Genomic DNA, 14,299 nt, shown 5'->3' on the forward strand with positions numbered 1-14,299 from the left:
TATAGTATATAAAATTTTAAAAGAAGATTCTAATTCTTATGAATAATAATCTTTCTTAATAAAAATTTTTTATAATAGAAAATCCATGTTGTTATAATTAAAGTAACTATTAGCACAATTAATGGAGTAATCCTATATGATACTTTTAAAACAGGAGTTCCGGACAGCCAGGCGCTTATGGTAAATGGTATATCTGGTATAAGAAGCCAAGGTAGTAATATTAACAATATAGATATAAACATTCCATGGGAGGCATTCTCCGTTAATCCGGCAATACAAAAAGCAAAAAGTCCGGTAAATATAAATCCCATATGGCGAATGACCATAAGTAGTGCAAGTGCCTGATAAAGGTTAAGTTTAATAGGATTAGATATAAATAGTGTTATAGAATATAAAGGCCAATGGCCTTCTTTTAGATAAAAACGTGAATAAAATACTACAAGTTCAATTATTATGTTGATAATAGCTGTAGATCCCAGCAAAATAAATAAGGATATCAGCTTAGTAATAAATAAAGACCTACGTCCTTTTTTTGAGGTTAATATAACTTGCATGGAGCCTGATGATATTTCCGGACAAATAAATTGAATACCTATTATGAGGGCAAAAATACACAATATAGGATCGGGAAAGCTCATATATATAAATACGCTATGCCATCCATATTCATAAAAATAGGCCTGTAAAGGCAGATCAGAATCATAAGAAGTACGAAATGAAACAAAGGCCTCTGCTTTTTCATTTAACATAGAAAAGGCGTTACCATAAAGCTTGGCTTCATTATATTCATTGGTATAATCTTTCCATACATCTTCATCTATCTTTCCTGCTAAATATAAATTCAAATTATCCTGATATTTATTAAGGGTTGATAGATAGTGTTCATTAGTTTCAAATATATACTGTTCCTTTTTGGGAGATGTCTCCCCTGCGACTTCTTCCAAGACCTTGTCATATTGATTTTTTGATATTTTTATGCGAGGATCACGTAGTTCAGGTAATATGCAAACTACTGCAGTTTTAATTAGAAGAAAAGCCATGATAAGCCATATTATCTTGTAAGAGAACAGTACCTTATATATCTCATAATACATAAGTTTTATCCTCAACTTAGTCTTACCCCTTTCTTGCTTCGCATGATGGTTAAAACATATAAGGCTATAATAATAAGTAACCAAAAAAAGAAACAGACCCATTCTAGCATAAGGGGATAAGAGAATAGATTAACTGCTCTATAAGTTTCAAACATCCACATAGGTCTTGCCCATAGGGTAACATCCGGCAAAGTTCTAAAAACAACAGGTATATCATAGTTTTTACCCATAAGCAAATAATAGCCATAAGATAATCCTAAAAATACTACTGAGCCGAGATATGAAGCAAGGTTACTTTTTAGTATATATGAAAGAGCAGTTGCCACCACGGCTATGCACATTACACCAAAAGTCTGAAACAGTGTAAATAGCAAAATGGTTTGTCCGATGGTCAGATTTAAGTGGCTAAGTGAAAACTGCAATATAGATAAAATAGAGGCATTTATACCTCCTAAGCCATATTGCCAAGCAGTAAGTATAATATTTAACAAGGAGAATAGTAAGGAGATAATAGCTGAAATAAGTACCGCTGCTGTTAGCTTGGCTACTGCAGTATGGCAGCGTCCTTTAGGTGTTGCGTAGAGTAATGATGAAGCCTTATTTTCCAACGGAAATATTCTCGATGAAATTAGCAAAGAAAATAATATTGCAAACAAATTACCCCATTTATAATTAAAAAAATGCTTCCAGCCATTTTGATTGCCAACCCAGAAGACTCCCTCATTTTCATCAGTAGCAAAAGCCGGAAGAATTGCAGGCTTAACGCTGTAGTGTTTAATTATATCCAGATTCATGCGCATGCCATAGTAATCATCTTCCATATAGGCTACTCCCCCTAATCTACGGGCGGTATCCACTATATGCTCACGATTTGCTAATATTTCAGGAAAGAGTATATTAATAAATGTATAACAGTTGCTAAGTGCACTTACTTCCTGATAGGCAGCGGGAAGGAAACGTCCCGGTATACCATCATTGTTAAGTTCTACAAATGAATATTGCCATTCATCACCATACACATCAGTAAGCCAGTCTATATATTCATTATAAGCATCACTATTGGCTGAGTATAAAAAGTCATATAAGGGACGGGTATCACGGTAAAGTTTTCCTGCAATAAACATATCATCACTGCTCCATGGCTCCATAAATAAAAATGTATTAAGGGCAATTAGGAGCAATAAAAAAACAATCAAAAACCTACTGGATAAAGCTTTACGTATTTCATACTGAATCAGTTTCATGATACCCCTCCTCTCCATAATAAAACAGATAGAGATCTTCTAATGTAGGATCTGCCTGTAATGCTTCAGGATGGGGTTTGCTTGCAGCAATCAGACGAATATGTCTAGTATTTCCCTCAAGAGCGATATTACATATTGTGAAGCGATTTTGATAATCCTTAAGCTGCTCAGGAAAAATATCAAGGGTCCATACTTGTCCATTAAGTTCAGAAACTAACTCGCTTGGAGTACCCACAGCAATGCACTTGCCCTTACGAAGCATTATAATCTTTGAAGCTATATTCTCAATGTCAGAAACAATATGGGTAGACCATAAAACGATACGATTGGCTGATGAAGCTGCTATAGTATTACGAAGGCGAATTCTTTCCTGGGGATCTAATCCGGCAGTAGGTTCATCCAATATTAGAAGTTTCGGATCTCCAAGGAGTGCTTGTGCTATACCTAGTCGCTGACGCATACCCCCTGAGAAAGTACGGATACGACGATTAGCATCGGAGCTTAAATTGACTGTATCTATAATACTGTCTATATGTTCTTTCAATTCTTTCTTTTTATTTTTTTCTTGTAGTATATCTTTTAAGATACACATATAACGAAGATAATCCCTTGCTTTAAAATGTTCATATAAACCCACAGATTGAGGAAGGAAGCCCAAAATCGAACGATATTTATTACCCAGTTTTCTAACGGATTCTTTGTTCCATAATACCTCCCCTCTTGTCCTTGGTAGAATATCGGCAATAATATTCATCATAGTTGATTTTCCTGCACCATTAGGTCCAAGAAGTCCCCATATTCCCGGATCTAATGATAAGGACACATCTTCTAGTGCAACCTTATCATGGTAGTGCTTGGTTAATCCCTGTAATTCCAGCAACATCTATTCATCTCCTCTCATGGTAATACCAATTCAATTAATTTACCGCCTGTCTTTGGCAGAAAGTAATAAGAGTAATTCATATACACTAGTAAGGTATCGGGTGATGTGGGCAATACATATACAACCGGATAGTTGGCATAGGTTTTGCATAAAAGCTCAGGCTCTCCTGATAAATCCTTGCTAAAACGGTATATATCGCCATTGGTGGGGTCTTCAGAATTATTACTATTGGTAGTACTATAATATATATAAGTGTCGTCATAGGAAAGATATGTTGGAAAGATTAGCTTGTTTAAAACTAGTTCCTGATTATTTCCTTCCAGATCACAGCGATATAGAGCAGGTTTTTCGCTTTCCATCTTAAGATAATATAGATGGTTTCCATCTGTAGAGTAGCAGGAAATAACATCACTAATAACAGTCTCAACATTGTAAACCGATCCTCTTAAATCTACTCTTACAACTTCTACTTCATTTGCAGCATATAGATAGTTACCTAATATTACAGGTTTAATATATTGAAATTTCTCCACCAGTAACTGTGGCTTGTCTGAGCCAAACTTAAAACGAACAAAGGAAGCATCTTCGGTTGTGCAGTAATATCCGTCATCACCTTGAACAAAGCTATTTACTGGACCGGTTACAAATTCAAAGCGTCCATTATTTAACTGTGATATCCACATATTATCTTTATCTCGAGTACGTCCTGCACATAGTATTTGGTTTCGATAATCTAATTCCCCTACTCTTCCCGCCACACATTCCTCATTAGTATGGGAACAGGTTGCAAGTTTACAAAAGCTTTCAATACGTCCACTGTCTTTTATATATTCCATAAGTACAATTTTTCCTGGATATACCGCTGTAAATAAAAGTTTTTTAGGCATATCTAAAACGGATGCACCAGATACACTTTTAAACATATTTGCATATTGGTAGGGCATATCTTCCGGGGCTATGTCAATCCAAGTGGGCTTATATTTATTTGAAACTTCTTGATTGTTTAATGTAGGGTTTTCTTCAGATGGAATATCTTCTATATTATCTATTTCAAGATTAAATTCATTTTTCCAATTACTTTTGTTGCTACATGCAGTCAAAGACAAAACAAGGAAAGCAAAAAACAAATTGATTATGATACTTCTTTTCATCGATGACCTCCGATATTCTAGTTTGCCTTTAAAATTTGTATGACAGTAAAAATACTATCAAGTGATGATTATTGATATATTATTTAATTAAAGCATAAATGTTCTATGATACAACTTATGTTACTATATTTAAGGACGTATTAGAGTTGCCCTAAAATATCCCCATTCTTTAGAATTAGCTGTATGAACTGACTTAGCTTCAACTACTGTATTAGGGGTATAGCTTGTTGCTGATGTTGAACCGGAAGCTGTTTTTAAACGATAAGTATTACTACCTACGTCATAATATCTAGCTTCAACATATGTAGACAAATTAGGATTTGGTTCATATTGATATGCTATAGTTGAAGCATAAGCAGTTGAACCTGATATGGATAGGTCGTAATATATACGCAATTTTCCATATTCACCACCATCAGTTAAGTCATTTTCTACTGCAAAAACCGAAGTTGACAATAGATGTAGCAACGAAAATATTGCAACGAATAAAACTGTCTTCCTGTATTTCATAATACATTTCCTCCTTATAAAATCATCACTTGATAGAAATTAATATAGCAAAACAGAAGATACAACAGACGAAGTATGTATGGTTATATTAAAAAAATAGATAAGTATTTATTATAAACTTTCTAAATATAATAAGTTATATAATTCAAAAAACCACTCTATTTATGGCAATACCAATTCAATTAACTCACCGCCTGTCTTTGGCAGAAAATAATAAAAATTATTTGCTTCTACCAGTAAAGTATCGGGTGATGTGGGCAATACATATACAACTGGATAGTTGGCGTTGGTTTCGCACAAAAGCTCAGGCTCTCCTGATAAATCCTTACTAAAACGATATATATTACCATTGGTGGGATCATCGGGATTATTTCTATTGGTAGTACTATAATATATATAAGTATCATCATAGGAAAGATATGTTGGAAAGATCAGCTTGTTTAAAACTAGTTCCTGATTATTTCCTTTCAGATCACAGCGATATAGAGCAGGTTTTTCGCTTTCCATCTTAAGATAATATAGATGGTTTCCATCTGTAGAGTAGCATGAAATAACATCACTAATAACAGTCTCAACATTGTAAACCGGTCCTCTTAAATCTACTCTTACAACTTCTACTTCATTTGCAGCATATAGATAGTTACCTAATATTACAGGTTTAATATATTGAAATTTCTCCACCAGTAACTGTGGCTTGTCTGAGCCAAACTTAAAACGAACCAAGGAAGCATCTTTGGTTGTGCAGTAATATCCGTCATCACCTTGAACAAAGCTATTTACGGGACCGGCTACAAATTCAAAGCGTCCATTTTTTAACTGCGATATCCATATATCAGCATCTTTTTGAGTACGCCCTGCACATAGTATTTGGTTTCGATAATCTAATTGGTATACATTTCCCGCTACACATTCATCAGTATTGTGCGAACAGGTGGCAAGCTTACAAAATGTTTCAATGTGTCCGAAATCTTTTTTATATTCCATAAGTGTCGGCTTTCCCTGATATGTAGCTTCAAACAAAATTTTTTCAGTAAGGTCTATAACAAATGCACCGGACACACTTTTAAACATATTTGCATATTGGTAAGGCATATCCTCCGGGGCTATGTCAATCCAAGTGGGTTTATATACATCTGAAGTTTCTGAATTGTTTAATAAAAGATTATCTTCAGATGAAATATTTTCCTTGTCATCTGCCTCAAGTCTAAAATCATCTTTCCAATTACTTTTATCGCTACATGCCGTCAAAAAAAATATAAAGATTGTAGAAAATAAATAAAGTATAGTGTTTTTTTTCATCGATTACCTCCGTTCCGATGTTACTAAATAACTTATGAAGTTGTAAAAGTTAACAAGCGATTATTGGTTATGTATTATTTAAGCATAAATATATAACAGTACAAATTGTGTCATTATATATTTAAGGGCATATTAGTATTACCTAACAATAATTTACCATTATATTATAGCAAAGCATTTGTTAAATTCAACCATAATATGGTATTATTATGCCACTTAGTAAGCGATCTACAATGATATGGTTCTCTATATGTAGACAAGGTAAATAACTAAAGTTTATTTATGAAAATTATTATTTGACAAAATCACCACATACTTCAAAATTACTTGTGGAAGAGTAGCAGGAATATCTAGATGGATTTGGTTCTTACAAATTTTTATCTGAATGAGATTTTTATAGGTACTCAATATTACAATCAGTATGTGATGGATTTATAACTAATTAGTATGGAAATGCTTGTAAGGAACATGATAGTAAATAGACTGAACGTATATACATTTCTTGAATATTTTGTACGTGATTGGCACGGATTATCATAATCAACCAAAAGAATTAGATTACCTAAGATTATAGGTATATTACCACAAAAAGGAATATACATGGTTATAGAAGAATTTTGTTAAATAATTTGAATAAATATTCAGAAAGAATTAATATTTGTAAAATTTAAAATTAGGTAGCAGTGTATATTTATTAATATATTTACTCAAGAATATTGATTTATTAGTTTGCTTACTAAATTTTATGATATTATAAAAAGTACTATCAAGTGATGATTAATTTGTCTAGAATTTAAGTAAATATTGTCTTACAGTACAACTTATATTGTTATCTAAGGGCGTATAAGGGTTGCTCTAAAATATCCCCAATCTTTAGAATTAGCTGTATGTATTGATTTTGCCGATATTACATCGCTAGGGGGATAGCTAGTAGCTGATGTTGTACCAGAAGCTGTATGTATACGATAAGAAGCACTGGCTGCATCATAATATTTAGCTTAAACGTATGTGGATAAATTAGGATTTGGATCATAAAGTTTTGCTGTAGTTGAAGCATAAGCAGAAGTTTTTGCTATTGATAAATCATAAAATATTTTTAGATTTCCAGTCTTGCCACCAATAGTCTCGCCTTCTATTGCTGCAAATACTGAAGCTGATAATAGTTGCGTTAGCAACATAAACGCTACAACGAACATAGCAGTTATAATTATATTATAATAAAAGCTAATGGAACAATCAACCAGGATAAGGAAATATATTACATTTTATAAGCAAGGCAAATGAAATAGAAAAATTTGTGACTTAGGTGGAGCATATCATATTTATGAAAAAGCAAATATTATTTATAGAACTCACGATATTAAAAACCTTTCAATTTGTACCGACTCCCAAAAGTTAGACTTAAAAATCAAACGATTGGAGGTCGGTATTTTTATGGCTAAATATAGCTTTGAATTCAAAAAAGAGGTTGTTGTAGCGTATTTATCAAGTAAAGGTAGTACCTATTCTTTGGCAAAGGATTACGGTATACCAGATAATAAGCAAGTATCTAAATGGGTAAATTCATATCAAAAAATGGGTGATGAGGGATTACGTAGATCTAGAAGATATAAAAATTATTCTGTTGAATATAAGATTTCTGTAGTAGAACTATATCTATCAAATGAACTTTCATATCAGGAATTATCACTTCAACAAGGTATTAATAACCCTGCGTTAATTGCTAAGTGGGTAAACGACTTTCGAATTGCAGGACCTGAAGCTTTGAGGGTACGCAAGAAAGGTCGTAAGAAAACATTGGATAAGAGCTGTGACTCAGCCATTTGAAAAAAATGCTGTTAATACAAGTGCTGAACATGTAAAAGAATTAGAGAACGAACTTCTTAAGTTAAGAATCGAGAATGCTTTTTTAAAAGAACGGAGGAGATTGCGTTTAGATGACGAAGTAAAAATGAGAGGACGGCACGAATCATCAGCAGTCTCCGAAGACAGTTCAAGCTAAAAGACCTTCTCTCGTATACAGGTATGTCCAAAGCGACTTATATGTACTGGCAAAAGAGATTTAACAGAGAGAATCCTGACAAGAAACTTGAAGAGAAGATACGTGAAATCCAAGAGCTTAATAAGGATTATGGATATCGTCGAATGTTTGGTGAACTACGTAATCAGGGATATATTATTAACAAAAAGAAAGTTCAAAGAATAATGCAAAAACTTGGATTACAAAGCAGAAAATATAGTTCATACAAAGGGAAGGTTGGAACGGTTGCTCCTAACAGAATTCACAGCGCTTCAATACGCATATACCACACCAGAAAGTGACAACTGACACAACAGAGTTTAAATACTATAAATGGATACAAAAGGGGCACATCAATTGTATGAGGCTTTTATCACAGGCCTTATTTCCAAATTATAGCTATATAAATATATCGCCAACCGTACAATAATTTCGGTTGGCGATAAAGATAGTTTTTATTTGTCTACTTAACAGGAATAAGTTCAAATCCGAGTGCATCTACTCCCTGATGAAATGCTCTATTTAAATTCTAGACTAGCTTTTGGCCACAGTTGGGGCAGAAGTTAGCACCACTGCTTTTATGACCGCAGTTGGGGCAGAAGTTAGGCTTTGTTCCCTCTGCTGGATTAGTTGAATTTTGATTATTAGTTGCTTGCTGGTTTATATTTTGCATCATCTGATTAGCCACATTCATTCCCATCATCATGCCTGCCATATCTGCGGCTGTACCTCCACCTTTAACTTTACCGGAGGCAATACCATCAGTCATTGATATCTGTTGGTAGCGAGATAAGTCCCCTACCATGCTATGGGAAGCATTTTTGTTAATCATATTCTGAATTTCTTCAGGGTAGGTAAAGCTCATAATATTAAATCCGGTTACCGCAAGACCGCTGTCAAATAACTGCATATCAAGGTCGGTTTTAATTCCTGCAGCAATATCAAAGGCATTGGCTTGGAGATTAAACATATCTTTGCCTTCTTTACTGATCCATTTCATCAAAAGCTGGTCTAGGACTGATCTGATACGAAGCCTTACATCTTCTACAAAATAGCTATCCCTAACCCCGGCTATTTTATCAATAAGCTTTACATAGTCTGATACTTTAAAGGAAACAGTTCCGTTGGCTCTTATGGGCATACCCCCTGGTAAAGAGGGAGCCGGAATATTTATGGCATTTTGTGTGCCCCATTTTGTAATAAACTCTTTAGTATTAACAAATAGAACTTCAGCCCTCATGCCGCTGTTGAAGCCAAACTTAAAACCTTTAAGGGTGGATAGGAAAGGAATAATCTGAGATTCTATATCATAGTCTCCTTCATCCTTGAAAATACCTTCAATTTTTCCGTTAAACATAAAGATAGCATCTTGACCAGGACGGATAATGAGACGGCTACCTTTTTTTATCTCGTTATTACTCCATTTGTAGAATATCATATCATCGCGAAATTCTTTCCATTCTACTACATTTGCAAATTGTCTTGAGAAAAAGCCCATTTTCTACCTCCCGTAAATATTTATAAATAATTAACTTTTAGATTTCTTTTAAAATAGTGTTCTTTTACTTACTTATCCTTTCGTTTAATAAATCTGATATCTTACTTTCTTGGTATTTGTATTCTATCTCCGGGGTCAATTCACCGGAGTCATATTCCGAAGACTTTAAGTAATATACATAATCTCCTTCCACATCCATAGCCAGGTGATAGGCACCGTCAAATAGCATAAAGGATTTGTCTTGAAGGTTTATATACAAGGTCTCCGGTGGATTGGTATCACAGTCAAAAAGAATTTTAAGATAACCATTGTCTATGCTGCCCCTACTAAAGTAAGCTGCGGGATTTAGTTCTTCCATATCAGAAGGTATATAAAATAATTCATGGCCGCTTCCGTCTGTTTTTACTGAATATACATGTAAGGCTTCCTTACCGTCAGCATCAAATTCAACACCGTAATAGACATGGGTAGAAGTTACCCCAAGTAAGTATACTCCGGTGGGAAGGAGAAAATCCCATCTATAGCCTAGTGCCTCTAGATCTTCTCGGTTAATATTATAAATTATATCTAGCTTTTTATCTTTAACTTTATATATCTTAAACTTATGAGAATCTCTAGCTATAAAGAATGCTTCATTATTATTAGATTTTAAATGAAAAACTTCTCTATCTTCAAGAAGCAGGGTTTTATTATTACCTTCAAAGTCCATATAATAAAGTTGAACTGAAGGCTCATCTTTCTTTTCTGAACTAGGAAGGATATAATATATACCTTCGGCCATTACTGTGGCTTCCATATAAAAGTAGCCTTTTTTAAGGAGGGTTTTATATTCCCCGTCATTATTAATACGGATAAGGGAGTATGAGCTTTTGTCAAAAACAATTACATCATCCCCATAAAACCCTAATAAATCGGCTTTTCTTTTATAAAGTTTTGTATCATTGCTTCCATCCAAGGAAACCTTATGGAGGCGATCATCACGATCATAGTAGATATAATCACCTTTTAAGCAAAAATTTCCCACATCACTATAAGGAAGCTCCACTGTTACAATCTCATTTTCCTCTTGTGTTGTTAGATTCTTTGAAACAATAGAGTAATTTTTGGAGCTACCTTTTTTATAAAAAAGCTGGTTATCCCTAACCAATACCAGTGATCCAAAGATAGGCTGATTAGGGTCAAGAGACTCAAAAGCATCTTCAGATGGATCTAAGTTACCCGATGGGACCAAATCATCAGATTCAGGCTCTTTAGTTACGTCCGGTTCTTCTTTGCCGGTGGGTCTGCCCTTTTTATCACATGATACTGCCACTACAGTTGTAATTACAAATATACTTATCAGTATTATTAATTTTAGGTAGTTACTAGCTTTACAACTTTTATTTCCTAACATTAGCTACCTCCGTAAATCTACTTACTAGAATTTATAATTTTCTACCTCCGGAACTATGAGAACGTCCGCCACTTGATCTACCTCCTCTAAAGCCACCTGAATTATAGCCACCACGGCTGCTGCTTCCTCCCGAACCGGAACTTTGGGAGGGTATTCTGCTTTTGGATACAGTAGTTCTAACATAATGGTCTTTTTTTCCTATAAGACTTTGGCGACTTCTATCTAGATAATCTCTTGCTCCTGCTGTCATTTTACCACCGGAATTATAGGCCATTATGCCGACTACTATTCCTCCGATTCCAAAAGAGGCAAATAACTGAAACCAAATATTAAGAAGGATATTATCATTTGATTCTTCACCATAATATCTGTCATAATCATAATCATCATAACTATATTCATTATTAGGGTCAAATCCTTGAGGAGGATTATCATAGATGTAGTTATGATCATAATTTAATTCAGAATCATCATCCATATAAGCCGCCGATTTAACAATATAGGTTTCAAAGGCAGTAAAATAATTACCGTTTCTCAAATCATCTACCATTCTATCTAGTATTTTATCTATTCTCTTGGAATGAATATAAGTTTCTGCAAGTCCATATCCCTCCATAAATATTTCACCCCGGTAGACATCATATAAAAAATATACCCGATCAGCTTCAGGAAGTCTATCTTCAAAATCCTCAATGTATTTTTCCGGATAAGTGGATTTTTTATCATTATGGGTTAGGATAAATATTTCAATGCCTGATACTTCTTCATATAGCTTAATGGTGCTTTCTAGTTCATCTATTTCTTCACCAGTCAGTAATCCTGCTTCATCATAAATACGTTTGGAAGTGGCATAAGCGGTTCTTGTTCCGAATATTATATGAACCAGACTTAAAGATAAAATTAAGCAAAGTAAAAACCTGTTCCTATAAATCATAACAATCCACCTCCCAGTAATAATGTCAGCAGGCGAAATATTAGAAAGGATCCCCCAGACACCCCAAGAAACCAAGCTATCACTTTGGCAGTACTAATAGGGGGTCTTCCTACAATTTTACCGGTTTGACCGTTCATAATAAAGTTATGCTCTGCCTGCCTGTAATCGTAGCAAACCATCCATACAGGAAGTAGGGCATAGTCAGATTTCTGTTTACGGATATGTATATCTTTCCTGGTAAAATATACGGTAGAGTATCCGCTTATGGTAGAACGCAGATATGTTTCCACATAAGAATGGATACGATTTTTCACCCTAGGAAGCAGTTCATCATCATCAAAGTCGTATTTTTCAGCTATATATCCTGCCAAGTAGGGCATTTTAAAATTCTTAAGATCATTGTAGGAGTAAGGTTCAATCCTATCCATTAAGGTATCGTCCATCTTTTTTGAAGCATCACAGGGGACTTTTAAATAATTCAAATCCACCTTACGATACACATTATAGTACTTGGTTTCCGTATATTTCCACTCACCTCTGGTATAAGTACGGACCTTGGTACAGATAGCCTCTGCCTCGCCTTTTCCGTTAAGATCATATAACCAAAAGGGTACATAAAGTCCTGTAATATCCTTAATTCTATCGGCCACTTTAAAATCTTTTGGATTTAGAAGTCCTTTCTTACACCATTTTTTAAATGCAGCAATGGCCTGATCTTTACTGATGGTAAAAGGAATAACATACTCCGGGGCATAGATTCCTGATAAGCGATCGCTGATTACTATACCGGCACCACAGAAGCTGCACTTGGTAGCAGTAGTCTGAGCCTCAGTCATAAGCACGGCACCGCAGTTTTTACAGTGGTATTCATTTACTTCATTTTCGGAAAATGTAGAGTGATGAGTCTGGTCGTCATCATATAAGGGATCAGCATAATCATTATCAAAGCCGGTTTCATAAGCTTTTTTATCTTCATAGTCCATATCATAAGTGACTTTAACTCCCTTAGGATGCTGCTTGTTAACCGGCATATTTTCTATGTTTTCTTCCCGTCCGCAACTATCACATTTTAGCATTCCAGAGGCTGTATCAAATTCCATATCTGCCCCACAATTTGGGCACTTAAAATGAGTTACCATTTATTTCTACCCCCTTAATATAAAATGTCCCCTAATAGTAAAGATAAGTTTCTTATTAGGCGGACATTTTAATCGGATTATTTATTTAAACTAGCTTTTAATGCTGCCAGTTCATCATCCACTGATACGTCGGATGTGTATTTTTTGGCCAAATCATCAATAGACTGTTTTGCAGATGAGCGGTTAAGCTCAGCCATGGCATTGGCCTTATCAAGAGCCTTATCAGCCATATCCTCGTATTTTTGGAAGCTTGCTATGGAATTATTGGCACTGGCAACGGAGGCTCCCATTTTATTTATCCGTTCTTGAGTTTTTGCAACTGCAAGCTTGCCTTTAATCATATCTTTTCTGGCTTCTAACTCACCGATATCCGCCACCAGCTTATCGTGCATTTGTCTCATATGGGTAGCGTTGGTACTGGCCAGATCATATGCTTCTTGAAGTCCTTTTTGTCTTTCTGTCAGAGAAGCTTTCTGTTCCAGGAATTTGCGAGCATCATCTTCATTATTAGCTTCTAAGGCTTTGATTGCAAACTGCTGCATTCTTTCAATTTCTCCGTTACATTCATCTAAGGCTCTCTTGGCTCTTTGTTCCTCTGCCATAATAGCAGCTGTCTCAGATTTTACTTTACCAAGGTCGGAGTTTAAATTCCTTAGACATTGATCAATCATTTTCTCAGGATTTTCGGCCTTATCAAGAAGTGCATTAATATTGCTTGACATTATGTCCTTAAATCTTGTTAAAATACCCATGCTCATCTCTCCCTTGTTAATTTATTTTTAAAGCACTTATAACAAAAAATTCTAAGTGATTACATTTTAAGTTTATTATGAATGGACTGCATCGTCAAGTTAAATTATAGTTAGAATTTTTAGAAAATATTTAGCCTATGCTTAAATTTACATTTTATTCTTTAATATAAGATTGTACTAATTTTCCAATTATGTCCTGTTTAATATATTTACTTTGATATATAATATAGAAATAATAGAAATAAAAGACATTATAAATGATAAAAAAAGTTATAAATTTATAAAAAAAATGCTTGCAATTGGCTTGGGCCTAGTGTATAATGTCACTGTTGTGACGTTGATAGCGTTGAAACGTGAGGTTGCTACTGGATTTCAGTAGGTT

Annotated in this window: 14 protein-coding genes; 2 read left to right on the forward strand and 12 right to left on the reverse strand. The window is 34.5% G+C overall.

What is annotated here, in order from left to right; all coding sequences use genetic code 11:
* Positions 1-29: 29 nt before the first annotated feature.
* The 7 genes from SD1D_RS01495 to SD1D_RS12090 all read right to left on the reverse strand — a co-directional run bounded on the left by SD1D_RS01495 (position 30) and on the right by SD1D_RS12090 (position 7,359).
* Positions 30-1,109, reverse strand: a complete 1,080-nt coding sequence (locus SD1D_RS01495; RefSeq protein WP_058257282.1) for an ABC transporter permease subunit — start codon at positions 1,107-1,109, stop codon at positions 30-32.
* The gene (locus SD1D_RS01500; protein ID WP_058257283.1) at positions 1,106-2,338 is read right to left on the reverse strand and encodes a hypothetical protein; all 1,233 of its coding nucleotides are present in this window, start codon (positions 2,336-2,338) and stop codon (positions 1,106-1,108) included. The genes SD1D_RS01495 and SD1D_RS01500 overlap by 4 nt, the downstream gene beginning before the upstream one ends.
* Positions 2,319-3,221, reverse strand: coding sequence for an ATP-binding cassette domain-containing protein (locus SD1D_RS01505; RefSeq protein WP_058257284.1), 903 nt, complete (start codon positions 3,219-3,221; stop codon positions 2,319-2,321). Before SD1D_RS01505 ends, SD1D_RS01500 begins: the two co-directional genes overlap by 20 nt.
* 14 nt (positions 3,222-3,235) lie before the next feature.
* Positions 3,236-4,372, reverse strand: a complete 1,137-nt coding sequence (locus SD1D_RS01510) for a DUF5050 domain-containing protein (protein ID WP_058257285.1) — start codon at positions 4,370-4,372, stop codon at positions 3,236-3,238.
* A gap of 129 nt (positions 4,373-4,501) precedes the next feature.
* Positions 4,502-4,882 carry a hypothetical protein gene (locus SD1D_RS01515; protein WP_058257286.1) on the reverse strand — a complete coding sequence of 127 codons (381 nt, stop codon included), beginning with the start codon at positions 4,880-4,882 and terminating at the stop codon, positions 4,502-4,504.
* Between the two features lie 162 nt (positions 4,883-5,044).
* Positions 5,045-6,181, reverse strand: a complete 1,137-nt coding sequence (locus SD1D_RS01520; protein ID WP_058257287.1) for a DUF5050 domain-containing protein — start codon at positions 6,179-6,181, stop codon at positions 5,045-5,047.
* 998 nt (positions 6,182-7,179) lie between these two features.
* Positions 7,180-7,359, reverse strand: a complete 180-nt coding sequence (locus SD1D_RS12090) for a hypothetical protein (protein ID WP_157893080.1) — start codon at positions 7,357-7,359, stop codon at positions 7,180-7,182.
* A 256-nt stretch (positions 7,360-7,615) separates the two neighbouring features.
* On the opposite strand from SD1D_RS12090, the gene SD1D_RS01525 reads away from it, so the two are divergent.
* On the forward strand, positions 7,616-8,008 hold the full coding sequence (locus tag SD1D_RS01525) for a transposase (RefSeq protein ID WP_242955238.1): 393 nt from the start codon (positions 7,616-7,618) through the stop codon (positions 8,006-8,008).
* 216 nt (positions 8,009-8,224) lie between these two features.
* Positions 8,225-8,503 carry an IS3 family transposase gene (locus SD1D_RS01530; RefSeq protein ID WP_157893081.1) on the forward strand — a complete coding sequence of 93 codons (279 nt, stop codon included), beginning with the start codon at positions 8,225-8,227 and terminating at the stop codon, positions 8,501-8,503.
* 227 nt (positions 8,504-8,730) lie between these two features.
* Here the strand turns inward: SD1D_RS01530 and SD1D_RS01535 are convergent, their stop codons facing one another.
* The 5 genes from SD1D_RS01535 to SD1D_RS01555 all read right to left on the reverse strand — a co-directional run bounded on the left by SD1D_RS01535 (position 8,731) and on the right by SD1D_RS01555 (position 13,917).
* Complete coding sequence (locus SD1D_RS01535; RefSeq protein ID WP_058257288.1) at positions 8,731-9,699, reverse strand: SPFH domain-containing protein; 969 nt, start codon at positions 9,697-9,699, stop codon at positions 8,731-8,733.
* Between the two features lie 64 nt (positions 9,700-9,763).
* Complete coding sequence (locus SD1D_RS01540) at positions 9,764-11,092, reverse strand: hypothetical protein (RefSeq protein WP_058257289.1); 1,329 nt, start codon at positions 11,090-11,092, stop codon at positions 9,764-9,766.
* Positions 11,093-11,123: 31 nt separating this feature from the next.
* Positions 11,124-12,026, reverse strand: a complete 903-nt coding sequence (locus tag SD1D_RS01545) for a TPM domain-containing protein (RefSeq protein ID WP_058257290.1) — start codon at positions 12,024-12,026, stop codon at positions 11,124-11,126.
* On the reverse strand, positions 12,023-13,165 hold the full coding sequence (locus tag SD1D_RS01550; RefSeq protein WP_058257291.1) for a hypothetical protein: 1,143 nt from the start codon (positions 13,163-13,165) through the stop codon (positions 12,023-12,025). Before SD1D_RS01550 ends, SD1D_RS01545 begins: the two co-directional genes overlap by 4 nt.
* A gap of 77 nt (positions 13,166-13,242) precedes the next feature.
* A complete protein-coding gene (locus tag SD1D_RS01555; RefSeq protein WP_058257292.1) occupies positions 13,243-13,917 on the reverse strand; it encodes a PspA/IM30 family protein in 675 nt (224 codons plus the stop codon).
* Between the last annotated feature and the right edge of the window lie 382 nt (positions 13,918-14,299).

The sequence above is a fragment of the Herbinix luporum genome, from assembly GCF_900070325.1.
GTDB lineage: Bacteria > Bacillota > Clostridia > Lachnospirales > Lachnospiraceae > Mobilitalea > Mobilitalea luporum.

What these genes read in the sequence shown, in the direction of transcription:
- SD1D_RS01500 (WP_058257283.1), bottom strand. Translation starts at nt 2,338, where the DNA reads ATGAAACTGATTCAGTATGAAATACGTAAAGCTTTATCCAGTAGGTTT.
- SD1D_RS01505 (WP_058257284.1), bottom strand. Translation starts at nt 3,221, where the DNA reads ATGTTGCTGGAATTACAGGGATTAACCAAGCACTACCATGATAAGGTT.
- SD1D_RS01510 (WP_058257285.1), bottom strand. Translation starts at nt 4,372, where the DNA reads ATGAAAAGAAGTATCATAATCAATTTGTTTTTTGCTTTCCTTGTTTTG.
- SD1D_RS01515 (WP_058257286.1), bottom strand. Translation starts at nt 4,882, where the DNA reads ATGAAATACAGGAAGACAGTTTTATTCGTTGCAATATTTTCGTTGCTA.
- SD1D_RS01520 (WP_058257287.1), bottom strand. Translation starts at nt 6,181, where the DNA reads ATGAAAAAAAACACTATACTTTATTTATTTTCTACAATCTTTATATTT.
- SD1D_RS12090 (WP_157893080.1), bottom strand. Translation starts at nt 7,359, where the DNA reads ATGTTGCTAACGCAACTATTATCAGCTTCAGTATTTGCAGCAATAGAA.
- SD1D_RS01525 (WP_242955238.1), top strand. Translation starts at nt 7,616, where the DNA reads ATGGCTAAATATAGCTTTGAATTCAAAAAAGAGGTTGTTGTAGCGTAT.
- SD1D_RS01530 (WP_157893081.1), top strand. Translation starts at nt 8,225, where the DNA reads ATGTACTGGCAAAAGAGATTTAACAGAGAGAATCCTGACAAGAAACTT.
- SD1D_RS01535 (WP_058257288.1), bottom strand. Translation starts at nt 9,699, where the DNA reads ATGGGCTTTTTCTCAAGACAATTTGCAAATGTAGTAGAATGGAAAGAA.
- SD1D_RS01540 (WP_058257289.1), bottom strand. Translation starts at nt 11,092, where the DNA reads ATGTTAGGAAATAAAAGTTGTAAAGCTAGTAACTACCTAAAATTAATA.
- SD1D_RS01545 (WP_058257290.1), bottom strand. Translation starts at nt 12,026, where the DNA reads ATGATTTATAGGAACAGGTTTTTACTTTGCTTAATTTTATCTTTAAGT.
- SD1D_RS01550 (WP_058257291.1), bottom strand. Translation starts at nt 13,165, where the DNA reads ATGGTAACTCATTTTAAGTGCCCAAATTGTGGGGCAGATATGGAATTT.
- SD1D_RS01555 (WP_058257292.1), bottom strand. Translation starts at nt 13,917, where the DNA reads ATGGGTATTTTAACAAGATTTAAGGACATAATGTCAAGCAATATTAAT.